The 18,781-nt window shown below is 67.0% G+C and carries 14 protein-coding genes; 2 read left to right on the top strand and 12 right to left on the bottom strand.

The features are described 5' to 3' along the window. Nucleotides 1-16: 16 nt before the first annotated feature. Nucleotides 17-484, bottom strand: a complete 468-nt coding sequence (locus tag FFS72_RS06125) for a tetratricopeptide repeat protein (RefSeq protein ID WP_137873111.1) — start codon at nt 482-484, stop codon at nt 17-19. Next, nucleotides 481-1,224, bottom strand: coding sequence for a 4-hydroxy-tetrahydrodipicolinate reductase (gene dapB / locus FFS72_RS06120; protein WP_137873246.1), 744 nt, complete (start codon nt 1,222-1,224; stop codon nt 481-483). Before dapB ends, FFS72_RS06125 begins: the two co-directional genes overlap by 4 nt. Before the next feature lie 447 nt (nt 1,225-1,671). Here dapB and FFS72_RS06115 point away from each other — a divergent pair, with 447 nt between their 5' ends. Continuing rightward, nucleotides 1,672-3,117 (top strand): trimethylamine monooxygenase, encoded by a 1,446-nt coding sequence (locus FFS72_RS06115; protein WP_137873110.1) that lies wholly within the window; start codon nt 1,672-1,674, stop codon nt 3,115-3,117. A gap of 108 nt (nt 3,118-3,225) precedes the next feature. Here the strand turns inward: FFS72_RS06115 and FFS72_RS06110 are convergent, their stop codons facing one another. Further along, on the bottom strand, nt 3,226-4,185 hold the full coding sequence (locus FFS72_RS06110; protein ID WP_137873109.1) for a TIGR00341 family protein: 960 nt from the start codon (nt 4,183-4,185) through the stop codon (nt 3,226-3,228). 332 nt (nt 4,186-4,517) lie between these two features. Between FFS72_RS06110 and FFS72_RS06105 the strand changes: the two genes are divergently transcribed. Next, the gene (locus FFS72_RS06105) at nt 4,518-5,183 is read left to right on the top strand and encodes a hypothetical protein (protein WP_212744327.1); all 666 of its coding nucleotides are present in this window, start codon (nt 4,518-4,520) and stop codon (nt 5,181-5,183) included. A 19-nt stretch (nt 5,184-5,202) separates the two neighbouring features. Here FFS72_RS06105 and FFS72_RS06100 read toward each other — a convergent pair whose 3' ends face one another. The 9 genes from FFS72_RS06100 to FFS72_RS06060 form a co-directional block, all read right to left on the bottom strand. After that, nucleotides 5,203-6,309 (bottom strand): alcohol dehydrogenase catalytic domain-containing protein, encoded by a 1,107-nt coding sequence (locus tag FFS72_RS06100; protein WP_137873108.1) that lies wholly within the window; start codon nt 6,307-6,309, stop codon nt 5,203-5,205. A gap of 15 nt (nt 6,310-6,324) precedes the next feature. After that, on the bottom strand, nt 6,325-6,690 hold the full coding sequence (locus FFS72_RS06095) for a VanZ family protein (protein WP_137873107.1): 366 nt from the start codon (nt 6,688-6,690) through the stop codon (nt 6,325-6,327). Then, on the bottom strand, nt 6,690-8,090 hold the full coding sequence (locus tag FFS72_RS06090; protein WP_249353148.1) for a M16 family metallopeptidase: 1,401 nt from the start codon (nt 8,088-8,090) through the stop codon (nt 6,690-6,692). Before FFS72_RS06090 ends, FFS72_RS06095 begins: the two co-directional genes overlap by 1 nt. Before the next feature lie 85 nt (nt 8,091-8,175). After that, a complete protein-coding gene (gene narI / locus FFS72_RS06085) occupies nt 8,176-8,907 on the bottom strand; it encodes a respiratory nitrate reductase subunit gamma (protein WP_137873106.1) in 732 nt (243 codons plus the stop codon). A gap of 1 nt (nt 8,908) precedes the next feature. Continuing rightward, nucleotides 8,909-9,595, bottom strand: a complete 687-nt coding sequence (narJ, locus tag FFS72_RS06080) for a nitrate reductase molybdenum cofactor assembly chaperone (RefSeq protein ID WP_137873105.1) — start codon at nt 9,593-9,595, stop codon at nt 8,909-8,911. Continuing rightward, nucleotides 9,592-11,250 (bottom strand): nitrate reductase subunit beta, encoded by a 1,659-nt coding sequence (narH, locus tag FFS72_RS06075; protein WP_137873104.1) that lies wholly within the window; start codon nt 11,248-11,250, stop codon nt 9,592-9,594. Before narH ends, narJ begins: the two co-directional genes overlap by 4 nt. Before the next feature lie 126 nt (nt 11,251-11,376). Further along, on the bottom strand, nt 11,377-15,087 hold the full coding sequence (locus FFS72_RS06070; RefSeq protein WP_137873103.1) for a nitrate reductase subunit alpha: 3,711 nt from the start codon (nt 15,085-15,087) through the stop codon (nt 11,377-11,379). A 42-nt stretch (nt 15,088-15,129) separates the two neighbouring features. Continuing rightward, nucleotides 15,130-16,263 (bottom strand): MFS transporter, encoded by a 1,134-nt coding sequence (locus FFS72_RS06065; protein WP_212744329.1) that lies wholly within the window; start codon nt 16,261-16,263, stop codon nt 15,130-15,132. Nucleotides 16,264-16,517: 254 nt separating this feature from the next. Next, nucleotides 16,518-18,779: a polyribonucleotide nucleotidyltransferase gene (locus FFS72_RS06060; RefSeq protein ID WP_137873101.1), complete on the bottom strand. Its 2,262-nt coding sequence runs from the start codon at nt 18,777-18,779 to the stop codon at nt 16,518-16,520. Nucleotides 18,780-18,781: the final 2 nt, after the last annotated feature.

Here is an 18,781-nt window from a genome sequence, read left to right as displayed (position 1 = left end):
GCGGGGCTGATCGCGTCTAACGCTCCCGGTCCACGGCCTCCAGCGCGACCGCGCGTTTCATGGTTTCCCGGGCACGCGACCGGTCACCGGCGTAGTCGTAGGCGCGGGCGAGCCGGTAGGAGCTGCGCCAGTTGTCGGGGTCGGCCTCCCATTCGGCCTTGACCTCGACGAACAGGGCGTCCGCAGCGTCGCGATCGACCCGTCCGGACGGCATCGTCGGAAGGCCTGAGACGTCGAGGTCGCAGCCCTCCTCCCGGGCACGAGTCACGAGATGCTGGTGCTGGAAGCCGGAGCGCACGGTCGAGTAGACCATCCAGACTCCGAGCACCGGCAGGACCAACACCGCGATCCCGAGGACCACGGGCACTGCGCCGCCATCCCGGATCAGGTCGATGCCGCGCTGGCCGAGAAGGACGAAGTAGAAGCTGATCGCGACGATGATGCCCGCGATCAGCGCGACGACCTTCGTCGACGAACCCTTCACAGGTCCAGGAGAGGGTCGATGCCGATGGTCAGACCAGGACGTGACGCGATCTCGCGCACGCCCAGCAGCACGCCGGGAGCGAAGGAGTTCCGGTCGATGGAGTCGTGCCGGATGGTCAGCGTCTCGCCCTGCGTTCCCAGCAGCACCTCCTGATGCGCGACGAGACCGGCGAGGCGAACGGAGTGCACCCGCACCCCGTCGACGTCGGCGCCGCGGGCACCGTCGAGTTCGTCGGTGGTGGCGTCGGGGCTAGGCCCCCGACCGGCCGCGGCGCGGGCCTCCGCGATCAGTGCGGCGGTGCGGTAGGCGGTGCCGGACGGCGCGTCGACCTTGTTCGGGTGGTGCAGTTCGATGACCTCGACGGAGTCGAAGAAGCGGGCCGCCTGCGCGGCGAACCGCATCGACAGCACCGCACCGATCGCGAAGTTCGGGGCGATGAGCACACCGGTCTCGGGCCGCGCGGCCAACCAGCCACGCACCTTCGCGAGCCGCTCGTCGTCGAAACCGGTGGTGCCGACGACGGCGTGGATGCCGTTCGCGACGAGGAACTCGAGGTTCGGCATGACGACGGCGGGGCTGGTGAAGTCGACGACGACCTCGGTGCGGGCGTCGACGAACGTCTCGATCCTGTCGCCCGCGTCAACCTGCGCCACGAGCTCGAGGTCCGACGCGGCCTCGACGGCCTCACAGATCGCGCGGCCCACCTTGCCCTTGGCACCCAGGACTCCGACCCGAATCACCGTCACTTGATCTCACTCCGTCCGATCGTGTTCCTGCCGGTGCCAGCGACAACCGCGTGGCCCGGTACCAGAGCCTACGCAATCGGTGATACCGACCGGGACGGGTCGTCTCGGCTACGCCACCAATCACCGCCGTGGACGACACGTCGGGAGAGCTGAGAGACAGCGCTGCGGATCTCGTCGCGTCCGAGGTCAGTGACCCCCCGACTCTCCGGCCGCCGCCGTCCCACAGGAGTGGACCGGGCGAGGATGGACCCGACGACCACGGAGGCCCATTCGAACCCCGACGATTCGGGCATCGTCACACGATCGACATACGCGCACGTGGGAGCTCCCCTTCGCACCGAGAATCGCTGCCCGACGCCGCGGAGAACCCTCTCGAAATTGGCCCCGACGCCATTCACTGTGATAGGCAGGACGCAAGTTCATCGAGAATAGGGGAAAAAATTGACGCCAAGGATCGCGATTTTGGGAGCCGGTCCGAGTGGCCTCGCACAATTGAGGGCATTCGAATCCGCACACAAATCGGATCCCGGGTCGATGCCGCACATTGTCTGCTACGAGAAGCAGAGCGATCTCGGTGGAATGTGGAACTACACGTGGCGCACGGGGCTCGATCAACACGGCGAACCGGTACACGGAAGCATGTATCGATTCCTGTGGTCCAACGGCCCGAAGGAATGCCTCGAGTTCGCCGACTACTCGTTCGAGGAACACTTCGGCAGGCCCATCCCGTCGTACCCGCCACGGGCCGTCCTCCACGACTACATCATGGGCCGCGTCGACCAGAGCGACGCCCGCAAACACATCCGTTTCGACACCGCGGTACGGCAGGTCGAGTGGGTGGAATCCGGTGACGGGTCCGGGACAGGGCACTTCGACGTGACCGCAGCGGACCACTGTGCCGGCACCCTGCAGACCGAATCGTTCGACTACGTCGTCGTCGCAACCGGCCACTTTTCGACGCCGAACGTTCCGTATTTCGACGGATTGGAGGACTTCCCGGGTCGCGTGCTGCACGCCCACGACTTCCGGGACGCCCGCGAGTTCATTGGCAAGCGACTCCTTCTCGTCGGCAGCAGCTACTCCGCAGAGGACATTGGTACCCAATGCCACAAGTACGGTGCTGCGGAGGTCACGTTCAGCTACCGGACCGCGCCGATGGGACACGACTGGCCCGCCGGCCTCTCCGAGGCTCCGCTGCTGACCGGCGTGGACGGCAACACCGTGTACTTCGCGGACGGCAGCATTCGGGAGGTGGACGCGATCATCCTGTGCACCGGCTACCAGCACCACTTCCCGTTCCTGTCGGACGAGCTGACACTGACGACAGACAACCGGCTGTATCCCCGCGGCATCTACAAGGGTGTCGTCTCGCAGGCGAATTCGCGGCTGTTCTTCCTCGGCATGCAGGATCAGTACTTCACGTTCAACATGTTCGACGCCCAGGCATGGTACGTACGCGACGTGATCCTCGGCCGCGTCGAATTACCTGATCACGCATCACGCGAAGCCGATGTCGACGAATGGTGCGCTCGCCAAGAACTCCTCGACGGACCAGTTCAGGAAATTGATTTCCAAGCCGCATATATTCGCGACCTGGTCGACCGGACAGATTATCCGGAATTCCACGTGGAAAAGCAGGGCGAGCTTTTCAAGCAATGGAAGACGGACAAGAAGAACGACATCATGGGCTATCGGAACTGCAGTTACGCTTCGACTCTCACCGGAACAGTCGCACCACCACTCCCGGACAAGTGGATGAACATCATGGACGACTCCGCGGAATCGTTCCTGAAACACGAGTTCGACGCGACGTCACCTACGGGCACCGCGTCGACGCGGCCCCGGATCCCCACTCGCGAGCCGATTCGGACACCACAACCGGCGTGACCGACCGATCGGCGGGCGCCGCCGGTCTGCAGTTCGTGCCGGTTGGCTTGAAGGCGGCCGCCGCACCGTCGACGGGACACCCACCGCTGCCGCGCGTGCCGAAAGCCGTCAACGCCCGGCGTCGTATCGTCCACCCACCGTGTGCACGATCTGCAACGTCGGATCCCCCGGCACCAGGCTGTTCACGGTCCGCTGCAGGTCCTCGATCGGCGGCAGCTCGGTCGGCCCGAGGATCGTCACGGTGGCGGTGTCGCTCTGCCACTGTACGGCCACGACCTCGGCGTCGGGCGTACCCGACAGCCAGTCCTGGGTCGCCTCGAACACCTGCCTGGCCCACACCGAGGACAGTGAGTTGACCACCATCGGCACGACGACGGCACATGCCGCGACGCCCAGCGCCAGGTAGGCCCGCGCCCGCCCGGTGTCGGACTCGTGCCCGTAGCCGGCACCGAACAGCACCACGATTGCGGTGAACACCATCGCCACCACATTGGAGGCGAACAGGACGAACGCGCCGACCGCCAACGAGGGGGCGCCGGACCCGAGACACACCCCGACCACGCCGAGCGGTGGCACCAACGAGATCGCGATCGCGACACCGGGCAACACGTCACCGACATCGTGACGGGTGATGGCGATGGCCCCGGCGAACCCGGTCGCGATGGCGGCGAGCAGATCCATCAATGTCGGCGATGTTCGCCCTGTCACCTGCGAGTTCGCCAGCACGTTTGTCGGGTTGGGGAGCAACTGTGCGACGACGGCCCCGATCACGACGACCAGAACGACGCCCGCCGCGACGTACAGCATGCTCGTCGTCACGAGACGCGCTCTGCCCGTTGTGATTCCGAGACCGATTCCGAGGATCGGCGTGGACAGCGGTGCCACGATCATCGCGCCGATCACGGTGGCCGTGGAGTCACCCGCGACACCGGCGACCGCGATGACCGCGGACAGCGCCAGCATCGCCCAGAACGCTGATCGCTTGGCTCGCCGATCCCCCGACTCGAGGTCGAGGCGGTCGTCGAGTTCGTCCAGCGTCCGCCGCTGGTTGTCGGGTATGAGCAGCATGGCGATCCTCCATCCGGAGGGCAGGCCCACCCGTGGACCGGTCCTCGTACCAACCTCACGGCTCGGCGGCCGCGTGTCGTCACCCGGGCAGGGTGAACGGTGGATCGGCGAACACCGCTCGCATGATCCGCTCGGCCACCTCCAGCGCCGCACCCGCAACATTTCAGCAACCGGCCACCGGCGCTGCCGCGGATCGCCTCTGCTGCCCCTTCCGACCCGCTGGTCACTTGCATCTCGCGGCGCGGCGGCAACTGTCGGGTTCTTCCGCATTTCCAACCCGCGAGGGAACCGGCGTGGGCTACGGTCCGGCGACGGAACGAGAGGAACCTCACATGAAGACACTGCACACGAGTATCACGAACAACCCGGTGAAGGTCTCTGCCGCGTTGGCAGTGGCTGCGGGAACGCTCCTGGCGCTCTCCGCCGTGCCCGCCGCAGGCGCACAGGAGGTGGACAACGGACAGCGCACCGGACCGGTGCAGTTCTGGGCGAAGGACCTCGGCGGCTGCCAGGCCGAGTTCAACATCGAGAACCGCACCAACGTCACCACCTACACGATCGACTGGCGCATCGACGACGAAGAGGGCCGCGACATCGGCGTCGGATTCCCGGTGTGGCGGACCGGTACCCCGAACATGGCGTCCAAGTCGGAACTCCCGAGCTGGCCGGACGGCGGCGCGGGTGAGAACACCCCGGAGAACCGCACCATGGTCTCCGACCGCGACCCGGTGCTCGCCACGTACGTCCAGGACCTCAAGAACATCAACGCCAGCTGGAACCCGGCGTTGCCGAACCCGGAGGCCGACACCCACAAGGTCGACTACCGGATCGTGCTCGGCCCTCCCGGGAACAACGGCCAGACCCCGGACGGCAACCCGGAGTGGCTCGGTGACCGTCAGTGGCACACCGTCACGGTCACCGGCTGCAACCCGCCGGCAACCGGCGGATCGCTCGAATCACTCGACCTCGGCTCACTCGCCTCGCTGTTCGGAGCCTGAGCCGGCCCACAATCGGGACTCAGTCGAACACGATGACCTGACGGATCGCATTGCCGTCGGCCAGTTCGTCCATCCCCCGGTTGATCTCGTCGAGGGTGATCCGTGACGAGATGAGCTTCTCCACCGGCAGCCTGCCCTCCCGCCACATCTGCGCGTATAGCGGAATGTCACGGGAGGGCAGGGCCGACCCGAGATAGCTACCGACGATCGTGCGGGCCTCCGCGACCAGGCCCAGCGGCGAGATCTCCGATCGCGCCTGCGGATTGGGCAGGCCGACGGTCACGGTCGTGCCGCCGGGTGCCGTTGCGGCGACTGCCGTCTCGAATGCCCGCGCATTGCCTGCGGCCTCGACCACGAGGTCGGCGCGGACACCGCGTTCCACGAGCTCGGCGGGCGTGTACACCGCGGTCGCACCGAGTTCGATTGCAGTGGCGAGCTTCTCCGGCATCGCGTCGACGCCGATGACCGGGCCGTGCCCGAGGGAGACGGCTGTCAGCACCGCCGCCATCCCGACACCACCGAGCCCGACCACCATGATCGAATCGCCGGGCGCGGTGCGCGCGGCATTGAGCACGGCTCCCCCACCCGTGAGCACCGCACACCCGAGGACTGCCGCGATCTCGGCGGGCACATCGTTCTCCACCGCCACCACCGATCGCCGGTCCACGACGGCATGCGTCGCGAATCCGGAGACGCCCAGGTGGTGATGGACGTCGCCGCCGCCGCGGTGCAGGCGGCTGCCACCCGCGAGGAGAATGCCCTCGTTGTTCGCCACACTGCCCACACTGCACGGCATCCGCCCATTGGTGGCGCAGCCCGCACAGTCACCGCAGCGTGGAAGAAAAGTCATCACCACCCGGTCTCCGAGGGCGATGTCGGTCACCCCGTCGCCGAGTGCCTCGACGCGTCCGGCGGCCTCGTGCCCCAACAGCATGGGCACGGGCCGCACCCGATTCCCGTCGACAACCGACAGGTCCGAGTGACACAGTCCCGCCGCCTCGATGCGAACGAGCAGCTCACTCTGACGGGGTCCGTCCAGCTCCAGGTCGGAGATCGTGATGGGCCGGGATTGCGCGAAGGGTCGTGACCTGCCGATCTCCTCGAGCACCGCACCGCGTATCCGCATCACATACCTCCCAGATCAGTCGACGACCGCCGCCGACTTCTTCTTGCCTGCCTGCCATGCCACGACGAGGCCCAGTCCGACCAGAACGCCCACCGCGTCGGCGGCCCAGTCCCACACCGATCCGCTTCGCTCGATCGGCAGTACCGCCTGCACGATCTCGGAGACCGCCGCGTAGAGCAGTCCGCCGAGCAGCACCCACCGTGCCCGGAACCCCGCATATCGAGCCGCGACCGCCAGAGCCAGGAACATCAGAAGGTGGGTGACCTTGTCGCTGTACGGCGGCCCGCTCGGCACCGTCGATCCCGGCGAGAACAGCATCACCAGCGTCACCGCGAAAACGATGAGGAAGGGGACCGTTCGCCGCGACCACTGCACCTGCATCAGACGATCCCCCGCACCACCGCGGGCAGGTCCCTGGTACGCCGGTACGGGCCGACCACGGACGCCGCGAACGGGCGGCTGAGCAGCATCGCCGCGACCTCGCTCACTTCCTCTGTGGTGACGGCGTCGATGCGCCGCAGCGTCTCGGAGATGGTCCGGTGACTGCCGTAGCTCAGTTCCTGGCGACCGATGCGGTGCATCCGCGAGCTCGAATCCTCCAGGCCCAGAACCATTCCGCCGCGGATCGAACCCTTCGCGCGCGCCACCTCGGCATCGGTGATGCCGTTGGACGCGACCTGCGTGAGAACCTCGCGCACCAGCGTGGTGACGTCGGCGAGATTCTCCGGCTGGCATCCGGCGTACACGGAGAACGCGCCGGTGTCCGCGAACGTGTCGACGCTCGAGTACACCGAGTACGCCAGGCCGCGCTCCTCCCGGATCTCCTGGAACAGCCGCGACGACAGTCCGCCGCCGACGGCGGTGTTGAGCACCGACAGCGCCCACCGGTGGCCCTCGTGTCGGCCCAGGCCACGCACACCGACACACAGGTGCGCCTGCTCGCTGTCCCGTTCGAGAACGGTCAGGGCGGGAGCCGTCCTGGCCCGCAGTCGACCCGCGCGTCGCGGCGCAGGCTCGGCGCCACCCACCAGGTGGCCGTCGAATGCACGCCGGACGAGTTCGACGGTGTCGTCGTGGTCGACGTTGCCCGCGACCGCGACCACCATCCGCTCCGGCGTGTACCGGCGGACGTGGAAGGAATGCAGCTGTGTGCGGGTCATCGCCTCGATCGACTCGGTCGACCCGATCACCGGCCTGCCAACGGGGTGGTCACCGAACAGCGCGGTGAGGAACTCGTCGCCGAGCAGGTCCTCGGGGTCGTCGTCGCGCATCGCGATCTCCTCGAGCACCACCTGTCGCTCGACGTCGACGTCGGAGCTGCGGCACTTGCCGCGCAGCACGACGTCGCTGACGATGTCGATCGCGAGCGGTAGATCCTCGTCGAGGACGTGCGCGTAAAAGCAGGTGTGCTCACGCGAGGTGAAGGCGTTGAGCTCGCCGCCGATGCCGTCCACGACCTGGGCGATGTCGAGGGCGGTGCGCGTCGGGGTCGCCTTGAACAGCAGGTGCTCGAGGAAGTGCGCGGCCCCGGCGACCGACGCCTGCTCGTCGCGGGAACCGACACCCACCCAGACACCGACGGACGCCGATCGCACACCCGGCATGTGCTCGGTGACCACGCGCAGGCCGCCCGGGAGGACGGTGCGGCGCACAGTGGACCGCGGTGCGCGGACCTTCTTCTTCGGCGCCACGGACTTCGGCGTGACGGACTTCTGCTTCGCAGAAATCTGCGTGGCGGGCTTGCGGGCGGTCGTCGTGCGGGTGCGTGCGGTGTCGGCCATGAAGTGGTTCAGCGGTCCTCGGTGTCAGCTCTGACGGTGTCGGCTCTGAGGTTGTCAGTCGAAGACCAAACAGTACAGGTCCGGGTCACCACCCGCGGCGGTGCGGTTGGGAGCCGACGAGTTCACCCTTCCCCGCCGTGTCCCGGCTCCGGTACACGATGTAGGGACGGAACAGGTAGGCGAAGGGCGCGCTGAACGCATGCACCAGCCGCGTGAACGGCCATATCGCGAACAGCACCAGCGCAATGGTGACGTGAATGTGGAACGACAACGGTGCCTCCGCCATCAGCTCACCCTTGGGCTGGAAGTACCAGATGGACCGGAACCACGGCGACACCGTCTCGCGGTAGTTGTGTGCCTCGTTGCCCTCGAACGCACCGATCATGGTGGTCCCCAGCCCGGCAACGATTGCGGCGACGAGCACCACGTACATGACCTTGTCGTTGAGGGTCGTCGCGGTGAACACGGGGCCCGTGGAGCGGCGCCGGTAGATCAGCAACGCGACGCCGACCAGTGTCGCGACGCCCGCGATGACGCCGGGGATCGCGGCACCCCAGTGGTACATGTGTTCGCTGATACCGATGGCCTCGGTCCACGACTCCGGAATCACCAGACCGATGATGTGGCCGATGATCACGACCAGGATGCCGAAGTGGAACAGCGGGCTCCCGATTCGCAGCAGCCTGCTCTCGTACAGCTGCGACGAGCGCGTCGTCCACCCGAACTTGTCATAGCGGTAGCGCCACCACGTCCCGACGATGAGGATCGCGAGGGTCACGTAGGGGATGACGTCCCAGTAGATTTCGCCGGCCGACATGTCACTGCGCTCCTTCTGGTCGTGCGCTCTGGTCCCGGCGCGGTGGCACGGTCAGCGTGAACGGTTGCAGGCCAACGGCTTCGGCAGGAGGTCCCGACAACGCGAGGGCGCGAGCCCGCTGGCGCTCGAGTTCACTCGCGGGCGGCAAGGTGTCGGCCACCGCACCGATCACCCCTGCGTACGGCGACCCGCCGTCGCTCAGCTGCTCGTGCAACATGTCGATCGCCATCCGGTTCGTGGCCAGCAGGCGAGCCCCGCTGTCGGGGTCCACGGTGGCGGCGAATTCGAGGACCACTGCGAGGTGATCCGCGGACTCGTCGTCCGGCGGCTGCGCACCGGCAGTGCGATACGCGTCGGCGAACACGAGGATGGCGCTGCCGCGGTTACGGGTGTCACCGTCCGTCCAGTACGTCAGCAGCAGCGTGGTCTTGCGTCTCATGTCGAACGTCTCGACATAGGTGGTGGCCGCCTCGAGATCCGACTGTTCCCGCAACCGCCGCACCGCCGCCACCAGGGGCGCAGCACTCTCGTCGGGCAGCAGCGCGATCAACTCGTCGACCGTGGCCAGCCGGGCATGGTGCCCGCCGTCCGGGTAGGCGAGCAGCAGTGACGCCGCCTGCCAGACGATCCGGTGCTCGCGCAGGTTCCTGGCGGAGTCGCCGCGAGCCGGACGGCGGAGCAGCTTCATCGTCCACCGCCCGGGAACATGCCGTCGGGCGCACCCTTGCCATCCCAGTTCAGCAGGTTCACCCGCGACGGGCGGCTCTCGTTCGCACCCATCGCTTCGCTGGTCTGCCGCTGCCGCAGCGCGTGGAACGTCTCGACCGCCACCGGGACGGGCGTGCCGCTCACCTCGCCGAACGGTCCGGACCCCTGGTCGTACAGTCCGGGACCGCCCTCGAAGTCGAGGGCACATTCGGTGACCGTCTCCTCCAGTCCGTGGGCCTCCGCCGCGTACGCCGACGGAATCACATACCGCTCCTCGTACTTCGCGATCGCAAGGAGGCGGTACATCTCGTACATCTGCTCCTCGGTCATGCCGACCGCCGCGGGAATGTGCTCCTGCGGCGCACGTCCGAGGTTGATGTCCCGCATGTAGGACCGCATTGCGGCGAGCTTGCGCAGCACCCCTCCGACGACCTCGGTGTCCCCCGCCGTGAACAGCTCGGCCAGGTACTCGACCGGGATGCGCAACGACTCGAGAGCTCCGAAGAGGTTCCCGACATCCTCACCGTCGTGACCGTCACGGCTGACCGCGTCGACCACCGGCGACAGCGGCGGGACGTACCAGACCATCGGCATCGTTCGGTACTCCGGATGCAGCGGCAACGCCACCCGGAACTCCTTGATCAGCGCGTGGATCGGCGACTTCTGCGCCGCCTCGATCCAGGTTTCCGAGATACCCGAGGCGTGCGCGGCCGCGATGACATGCGGGTCGTTCGGATCGAGCAGGGTTCCCAACTGCGCCTCGTACAGGTCCTGATCGTTCTCCACCGACGCCGCCTCGAGCACCTTGTCTGCGTCGTAGAGGATCAGCCCGATGTAGCGCAGACGGCCGACACACGTTTCGGCGCAGACGGTCGGCAACCCGACCTCGACACGCGGGTAACAGAACGTGCACTTCTCGGCCTTGCCGGTCTTGTGATTGAAATACACCTTCTTGTACGGGCAACCCGACACACACATCCGCCACCCACGGCACTTGTCCTGGTCGACCAGGACGATGCCGTCCTCGACACGCTTGTACATGGCACCGGACGGGCACGAGGCGACGCAGGCCGGGTTCATGCAGTGCTCGCAGATACGGGGCAGATAGAACATGAAAGTCTGCTCGAGCTCGAGTTTGACCTGCTCGCTGACCTTCTTGAGTACCGGGTCGTCCTGCAGGATCTCCGGCGACCCACCCAGATTGTCGTCCCAGTTCGCCGACCACTCGACCTTCATCCTCTCGCCCGTGATCAGGCTTCGAGGCGGCGCCACCGGAATGTCGTCACCGAGCGGGGCGTTCGTCAGATTCTCGTAGTCGTACGTCCACGGCTCGTAATAGTCCTGAATCGCAGGCATCTTCGGGTTCGAGAAGATCCGCGAGAGCTTCTTGAGCCGTCCGCCGTCCTTGAGACGCAGCCGGCCCTTCGAGTCGCGCACCCAGCCGCCGCGCCAGCGATCCTGATCCTCGTACGTCCTCGGATATCCCTGTCCCGGACGGGTTTCGACGTTGTTGAACCACACGTACTCGGTGCCCGACCTGTTCGTCCACGCCTGCTTGCACGTCACCGAACAGGTGTGACACCCGATGCACTTGTCGAGGTTCATCACCATCGCCATCTGCGCCATGACCTTCATGATTCCCTCGCTTCGCAGGCTCCGGCCGTCACATCTCTCGCTCCGCGGGCTCCGCTCGTCACATCTCTCGCTCCGCGGGCTCCGCTCGTCACATCTCTCGCCTCACTGGCTGCGCTCGTGCCCATGTCAGTACGTCACTTCCTGGCTGCGGCGGCGAACCACCGTGACCTCGTCGCGCTGATTTCCGGTCGGGCCGAGGTAGTTCCACGCCCACGACGTCTGGGCGTAGCCGCCCGCGAGGTGGGTCGGTTTGATCAGCAGCCGCGTCAGCGAGTTGTGGATTCCGCCGCGCATGCCGGTCGTCTCGGACTTCGGAACGTCGATGGTGCGTTCCTGCGCGTGGTAGACGTACACGACGCCCTCGGGCATGCGATGCGAGACGATCGCCCGGCACACCACGACACCGTTGCGGTTCACCGCCTCGATCCAGTCGTTGTCCTTCACCGAGATCTTCGCCGCGTCCGCCGGGCTCATCCACATGGTCGGGCCGCCGCGAGACAGCGACAGCATGAACAGGTTGTCCTGGTACTCGGAGTGGATCGACCACTTGCTGTGCGGCGTCAGGTACCGCACCGTCAGTCCGATCCCGTCGCGCATCTCGCCGACGTGCGGTTCCTCGAACAGCCGCGCCATGTCCAGCGGTGGTCGGTAGACCGGCAACTGCTCCCCCAGTTCCTCCATCCAGTCGTGGTCGAGGAAGAAGTGCATGCGGCCGGTGAGCGTGTGAAACGGCTTGAGTTCCTCGATGTTCACCGTGAACGGCGCGTACCGCCTGCCCCCGGTCTCACTGCCCGACCATTCCGGGCTGGTGATCACCGGAACCGGCCTGGCCTGGGTGTCCGCAAAGGTGATGCGGCGCTCCTCACTGCCCTCGGCCAGGTGTACGAGGCGGCGTCCGGTGCGCTGCTCGAGCTGGCGGAATCCCTCGACCGCGAGCCTGCCGTTGGACGTGCCCGAGAGGCGCAGCACCGCCTCGCACATCTTCTCGGCGGTGTCGAGCGCCGGACGGCCCGCAGCCACACCGGAACTCATCACACCGTGCTTCTCCGCGAGCTCGACAACTTCCTCGTCGGGGTGGAAGGTGACACCCTTCGTCACCAGCCCCGCCTTCTCGACCAGCGGTCCGAGCGCCGACCACTTTTCCGCGATCGCCGTGTAGTCCCGCTCCACCACGACGAGCGGACCCATCGTCTTGCCCGGTACGGGCACCTCGCCGGTGGTGCGCCAATCCGATTCCGTACCACCCGGATACGCCATCGCGCCGGGGGTGTCGTGCTGCAACGTGCCCAGTACGACATCGGTTCGGGCACCCAGATGCGTCTTCGCCAACTGCGAGAAGGAGCGCGCGATCGCCCCGAACGCGTCGAAGTCCGATCTCGTCTCCCACGGCGGGTCGATCGCCGCGGTGAACGCGTGGATGTACGGGTGCATGTCGGTACTCGAGAGGTCCTGCTTCTCGTACCATGTCGCAGCCGGGAGAACGACGTCGGAGAGGAGCGTCGTCGACGTCATCCGGAAGTCGATCGACATGACGAGATCGAGTTTTCCTTCCGGAATCTCCTCGGGCCATTCGACGTCGTTGGGCCGCAATTCCTCCCGGGTCGGTTCCGCCTGCAGATTGGACGAGGTCCCCAGCAGGTGCTTGAGGAAGTACTCGTTGCCCTTGCTGGACGACCCGAGCAGATTCGCGCGCCACACACTGAGAACGCGCGGCCAGTTCCGTGGATTGTCGGGATCGGTGACGGCGAGCGACAATTCACCGGACGCCAACTGCTGCGCCACGTGTTTCGGAACGTCGACGCCAGCGGCGATGGCCTCCTCGGCGACGTCGAGGCTCGACCGATCGAACTGCGGGTAGAAGGGCGTCCAGCCCATCGCGACCGCCGAGGCCATGACGTCCATCGTGTGCCTGCCCGCGAATCGTCCCCGGCCGGTGGGACTCGCGAGGGCATCGGCCCGATATCCGTCGTAGCACCACTGATCGGTGTGCGCGTACCAGTACGAGGTACCGGCCATCTGCCGCGGTGGCCGGCTCCAGTCGCTACCCATCGCGACCGTCGCCCACCCGGTGACCGGTCGACACTTCTCCTGGCCGACGTAGTGCGCCCAGCCACCGCCGTTGCGACCCATCGAGCCGGTCAGGAGCAGCAGGCCCAGGATCGCCCGGTATGTGGCGTCGCCGTGGAACCACTGGCAGATGCCCGCGCCCATCACGATCATCGTCCGGCCGCCCGATTCGATCGCATTCGTGGCGAACTCGCGGGCGACGCGGATCACCTGGGCCGCCGACACGCCCGTGATCGGCTCCTGCCAAGCAGGGGTGTACAGCGCGGACTCGTCGTCGTACCCCGTCGGCCACTCGCCGGGCAGTCCGGGCCTCGCCACCCCGTACTGGGCGAGCATCAGGTCGAACACGGTGCACACCCGGTGGCCCGCGACGGTCCGGACAGGGACGCCGCGGTCGATCGTCTCACCGTGGCCGTCGACGGTGTCGAAGCGCGGAAACGTCACCGCGACGACGTCGCCGGGCACCCCGCCACCCAACCCGCCGTCCGAGGTCGCCACCGTCAGGGCAGGCACCAGGTCACCGAGGTCGAGGTTCCACTTCCCGACGCCCTCCTCGCCGAATCGGAAGCCGAGCGATCCGTGGGGAACGGCAGGGCGATCGGTCGCTCCGTCGATCAGCACCGGCTTGAACGCCGCGTTCTCCACGTCCTCACCGAGGTCCGCCGCGGTGAGGTTCTTCCCGGGGACGAGCCGACCGTCACGCTCCTCCAGTTTGACGAGGAATGGCAGGTCTGTGTAGCGCTGCACGTAGTCGACGAAGAACGGCTCCCGACGCTGGACGAAGAACTCGGAGAGGATCACCTGACCCATCGCCATCGCCATCGCACCGTCGGTGCCCGCGGCGCACGGCATCCACTCGTCGGCGAACTTCGTGTTGTCGGCATAGTCGGGACTGACGGTGACGACCTTCGTCCCGCGGTAGCGAACCTCGGCCATCCAGTGCGCATCGGGTGTCCGGGTCACCGGAACGTTCGAGCCCCACATCATCAGGTAGCTCGCATCCCACCAGTCGCCGGACTCGGGGACATCGGTCTGGTCGCCGAACACCTGCGGGGACGCCACCGGAAGGTCCGCGTACCAGTCGTAGAAGGACGTCATCACGCCCCCGACGAGTTCGACGAACCGGGACCCGGCCGCGAACGAGATCATCGACATCGCCGGAATCGGCGAGAACCCGGCGATCCGGTCCGGGCCGTACTCCTTGATCGTGTGCACGTGCGCGGCCGCGATCATCTCGGTGGCCTCGTCCCACGTGACGCGAACCAGCCCGCCCTTTCCCCGGGCCTGCTGATAGTGCCGTCGTCGCTCGGGGTCGTTCTGGATGTCCGCCCACGCCAGTACGGGGTCCCCCAGCCGCCCCCTCGCCTCGCGATACATCTCGACGAGGACGCCTCGGGCATACGGGTAGCGCACCCGCGTCGGCGAGTACGTGTACCAGGAGAAAGCCGCCCCGCGCGGACATCCGCGCGGCTCGTACTCGGGACGGTCCGGACCCACCGACGGATAGTCGGTCTCCTGGGTTTCCCAGGTGATGATCCCGTCCTTGACATAGATCTTCCAGGAACAGGAGCCGGTGCAGTTCACGCCGTGCGTCGACCGCACCACCTTGTCGTGACTCCACCGATCGCGGTAGAAGATGTCGCCTTCACGACCACCGTTGCGAGTGACTGTGCGGCGGTCGGGTGAGAACTGCCCGGGGGTGAAGAACCTCCCGCTTCGCAGCAGCACGTCCTCGACTGCGCCTCCGGTGATCGAACCACTCGACGTCACGTGCCCTCCTCCGCGCCGGGTGGCGCTTGAAAGATCTTCCGGTCAGGTCTGTTTCGGTGCCGCTTCCGCTTTCTCGGGCTCGCGGGCATGCAGCCTCAACGCGGTGTAGAGGAAGGCGACGACGGCGACCGCGGCCAGCAGCAGCAGGCCGACGGTGTAGTTGTTGTCCACCTCGTTGTACGTCGCGCCCATCACCAGCGGCGGGAAGTATCCACCCAAACCGCCTGCCGCAGCGACGATTCCGGTGACGCTACCGACGCTCTGAGCAGGCGAACGTCGTGCCACCCAAGCGAACACGCCGCCGGTACCGATACCGAGGAAGACAGCCAGCGAGATGAACGTGACCGCGGACCAGAAGTCGGCCGGCGGCTGGAACGTCGCGACGACCGCGAGAACCGCAGTGCCCGCGAGCGAGGCGAGCACGACCCATTTCGGAGCGATCCGATCCGAGAGCGTGCCACCGATCGGCCGAGCGACAACGGCGGCGAGCGCGAACGCCGCGGTCCGCGTGCCCGCGTCGACGGCGGAGAAGTCGTAGATGTTCTTGATGTACGTCGGCAGGTAGTTGCTGAAGGCGACGAACCCACCGAACACGATGGCGTACAGGAACGACATCTCCCATGTCACACCAAGTTTCGATGCCGCGACGAGCTTGGGAACCACCGGCTCGGTGTTGGGGACGAACACCGGAGAGTCCTTCATCAGCATCACGCACAGGACCGCGGTCGCGGCCAGCGCGAGCGCGATGATGACGTGTGTCGTGACGAGCCCGAACCAGCCCACGAACCGCGGAGTGAAGAACGCCGACAGCGCGGTACCGACCATGCCCGCGCCGAACACCCCGGTGGCGAATCCGTGCCTGCTGGCCTCGTACCAGGACTTCGCGAACGGGATGCCGATCGCGAACACCGTGCCCGCGACACCGAGGACGAAGCCGGAGGCCAGCAGGCCGACATACGAGTCGGCGTTGGCGGAGAACCCGACGGCGAGGACCGGGATGATCGACGCCAGGGCAACGAAGATGAAGAGGGCTCGACCACCGTATCGGTCGGTGAGCGGGCCGGTCACGATTCGGCCCAGCGACCCGACCAGGATCGGTGTTGCCACGAGCATCGACGCCTGCGAACTGCTCAAATCGAGACGCGCGGCGTAGGTCGTGGACATGGGGCCGATCATGTTCCAGGCCCAGAAACAGATCGTCGACGTCCAGGTGGCCAGAGCAAGATTCCGGACCTGGGCGGACTTGTCGAAAACAGGCGCTCCTGAGTTCACTCGTCCAGCAAAGCACCCGGCCGAAGGTGACGCAGTACGAAGACACGCTGCCGCAGGCAACGTTCCGGTCACGACGGAACAGAAAGGTGCCCCCGACCACACGGGTCGGGGGCACCTTCGTGAACTGCTACGCCGGTGACGTCACCGGCAGGTCATACCTACGCGTCCGCGTCGGTTGCCTTCGCCTCGGCGGCGGGCGCCGCAGCACCCTCCTCCTCGACGGGGACCAGCGAGATCTTGCCGCGGTTGTCGATGTCGGCGATCTCCACCCGGAGCTTGCTGCCGACGCTCACGACGTCCTCGACCTTGTTGATCCGCTTGCCGTTGCCCAGCTTGGAGATGTGCACCAGTCCGTCGCGGCCCGGGAGCAGCGAGACGAACGCACCGAAGGCGGTGGTCTTGACGACCGTGCCGAGGAAGCGCTCGCCAACCTTGGGCAGCTGCGGGTTGGCGATGGCGTTGATCAGATCGATCGCGGCCTGCGCAGACGGACCATCGGTGGCGCCGACGAACACGGTGCCGTCGTCCTCGATGGAGATGCTCGCACCGGTCTGCTCGGTGATCGAGTTGATCATCTTGCCCTTGGGGCCGATGACCTCGCCGATCTTGTCCACGGGCACCTTGATGGTCGTGATGCGCGGCGCGAACGGGCTCATCTCGTCCGGGGTGTCGATGGCCTCGGCCATGACCTCGAGGATGGTGGTCCGGGCGTCGTGGGCCTGCGACAGCGCACCGGCCAGAACCTGCGACGGGATGCCGTCGAGCTTCGTGTCCAGCTGCAGCGCCGTGACGAAGTTCTTGGTACCGGCGACCTTGAAGTCCATGTCACCGAAGGCATCCTCGGCGCCGAGGATGTCGGTCAGCGCCACGTAGCGGGTCTCGCCGTCGACCTCGTCGGAGACCAGGCCCATCGCGATGCCCGCGACGGGAGCCTTGAGGGGCACACCGGCGTTGAGCAGCGACAGGGTCGACGCGCACACGGAGCCCATCGAGGTCGAGCCGTTGGAGCTCAGCGCCTCGGAGACCTGGCGGATCGCGTACGGGAACTCCTCGACGCTCGGCAGGACCGGCATGAGGGCGCGCTCGGCGAGCGCGCCGTGGCCGATCTCGCGACGCTTCGGCGAACCGACGCGGCCCGTCTCACCGGTCGAGTACGGCGGGAAGTTGTAGTGGTGCATGTAGCGCTTGCTGGTCTCGGGACCGAGCGAGTCGACCTGCTGCGCCATCTTCACCATGTCCAGCGTGGTGACACCCATGATCTGGGTCTCGCCGCGCTCGAACAACGCGGAGCCGTGGGCACGCGGGATCACGGCGACCTCGGCCGAGAGCGACCGAATGTCGGTGATGCCACGACCGTCGATCCGGAAGTGGTCCTTGAGGATCCGCTGACGGACGAGCTTCTTGGTCAGCGAGCGGAACGCCGCGCCGATCTCCTTCTCGCGACCCTCGAACTGCGGTGCGACCAGGTCGAGGACGTCGACCTTGACCTCGTCGGTCTTGTCGTCGCGCTCCTGCTTGCCCGCGATGGTCAGTGCCGCCGACAGCTTCTCGGTGGCAGCGGCCTCGACCGCGGCGTACACGTCGGCCTGGTAGGCCGGGAACACCGGGTACTCGCCGGTCGGCTTCGCCGACGCGGCGGCAAGAGCCTGCTGCGCCTCGCAGAGGCGGGCGATGAACGGCTTGGCGGCCTCGAGGCCCTCGGCGACGATCGCCTCGGTCGGCGCCTGCGCGCCGCCGTCGATCAGCGCGATGACGTTGTCGGTGGCCTCGGCCTCGACCATCATGATCGCGACGTCACCGGACTCGACGACGCGGCCCGCGACGACCATGTCGAAGACTGCGTTCTCGAGCTGCTCGACGGTCGGGAAGGCGACCCACTGGCCGGCCTTGTTCTCGTCCGAGGTGATCAGCGCGACGCGCACGCCACCGACGGGGCCGGAGAACGGCAGGCCCGCGATCTGGGTGGACGCGGACGCGGCGTTGATCGCCACGACGTCGTACAGGTCCTTCGGGTCGAGGCTCAGGACCGTCACGACGACCTGGATCTCGTTGCGCAGGCCGTCGACGAACGACGGGCGCAGCGGCCGGTCGATCAGGCGGCAGGTCAGGATCGCGTCGGTGGAGGGGCGGCCCTCACGACGGAAGAACGAGCCGGGGATGCGACCCGCGGCGTACATGCGCTCCTCGACGTCCACCGTCAGGGGGAAGAAGTCGAAGTGCTCCTTGGGGTGCTTGCTGGCGGTGGTGGCCGACAGCAGCATGGTCTCGTCGTCGAGGTACGCGACAACGGCGCCGGCAGCCTGCTGGGCGAGGCGGCCGGTCTCGAAACGAATGGTGCGGGTTCCGTAGGACCCGTTGTCGATCACGGCGGTCGACTCGAAGACGCCCTCGTCGACCTCTACTGCAGTGTTTGCGGTCATGT

The organism is Rhodococcus sp. Q, from assembly GCF_005503035.1.
In the GTDB taxonomy this organism is placed as follows: domain Bacteria; phylum Actinomycetota; class Actinomycetes; order Mycobacteriales; family Mycobacteriaceae; genus Rhodococcus_G.
This window is presented reverse-complemented; position numbering and strand designations above follow the sequence as displayed.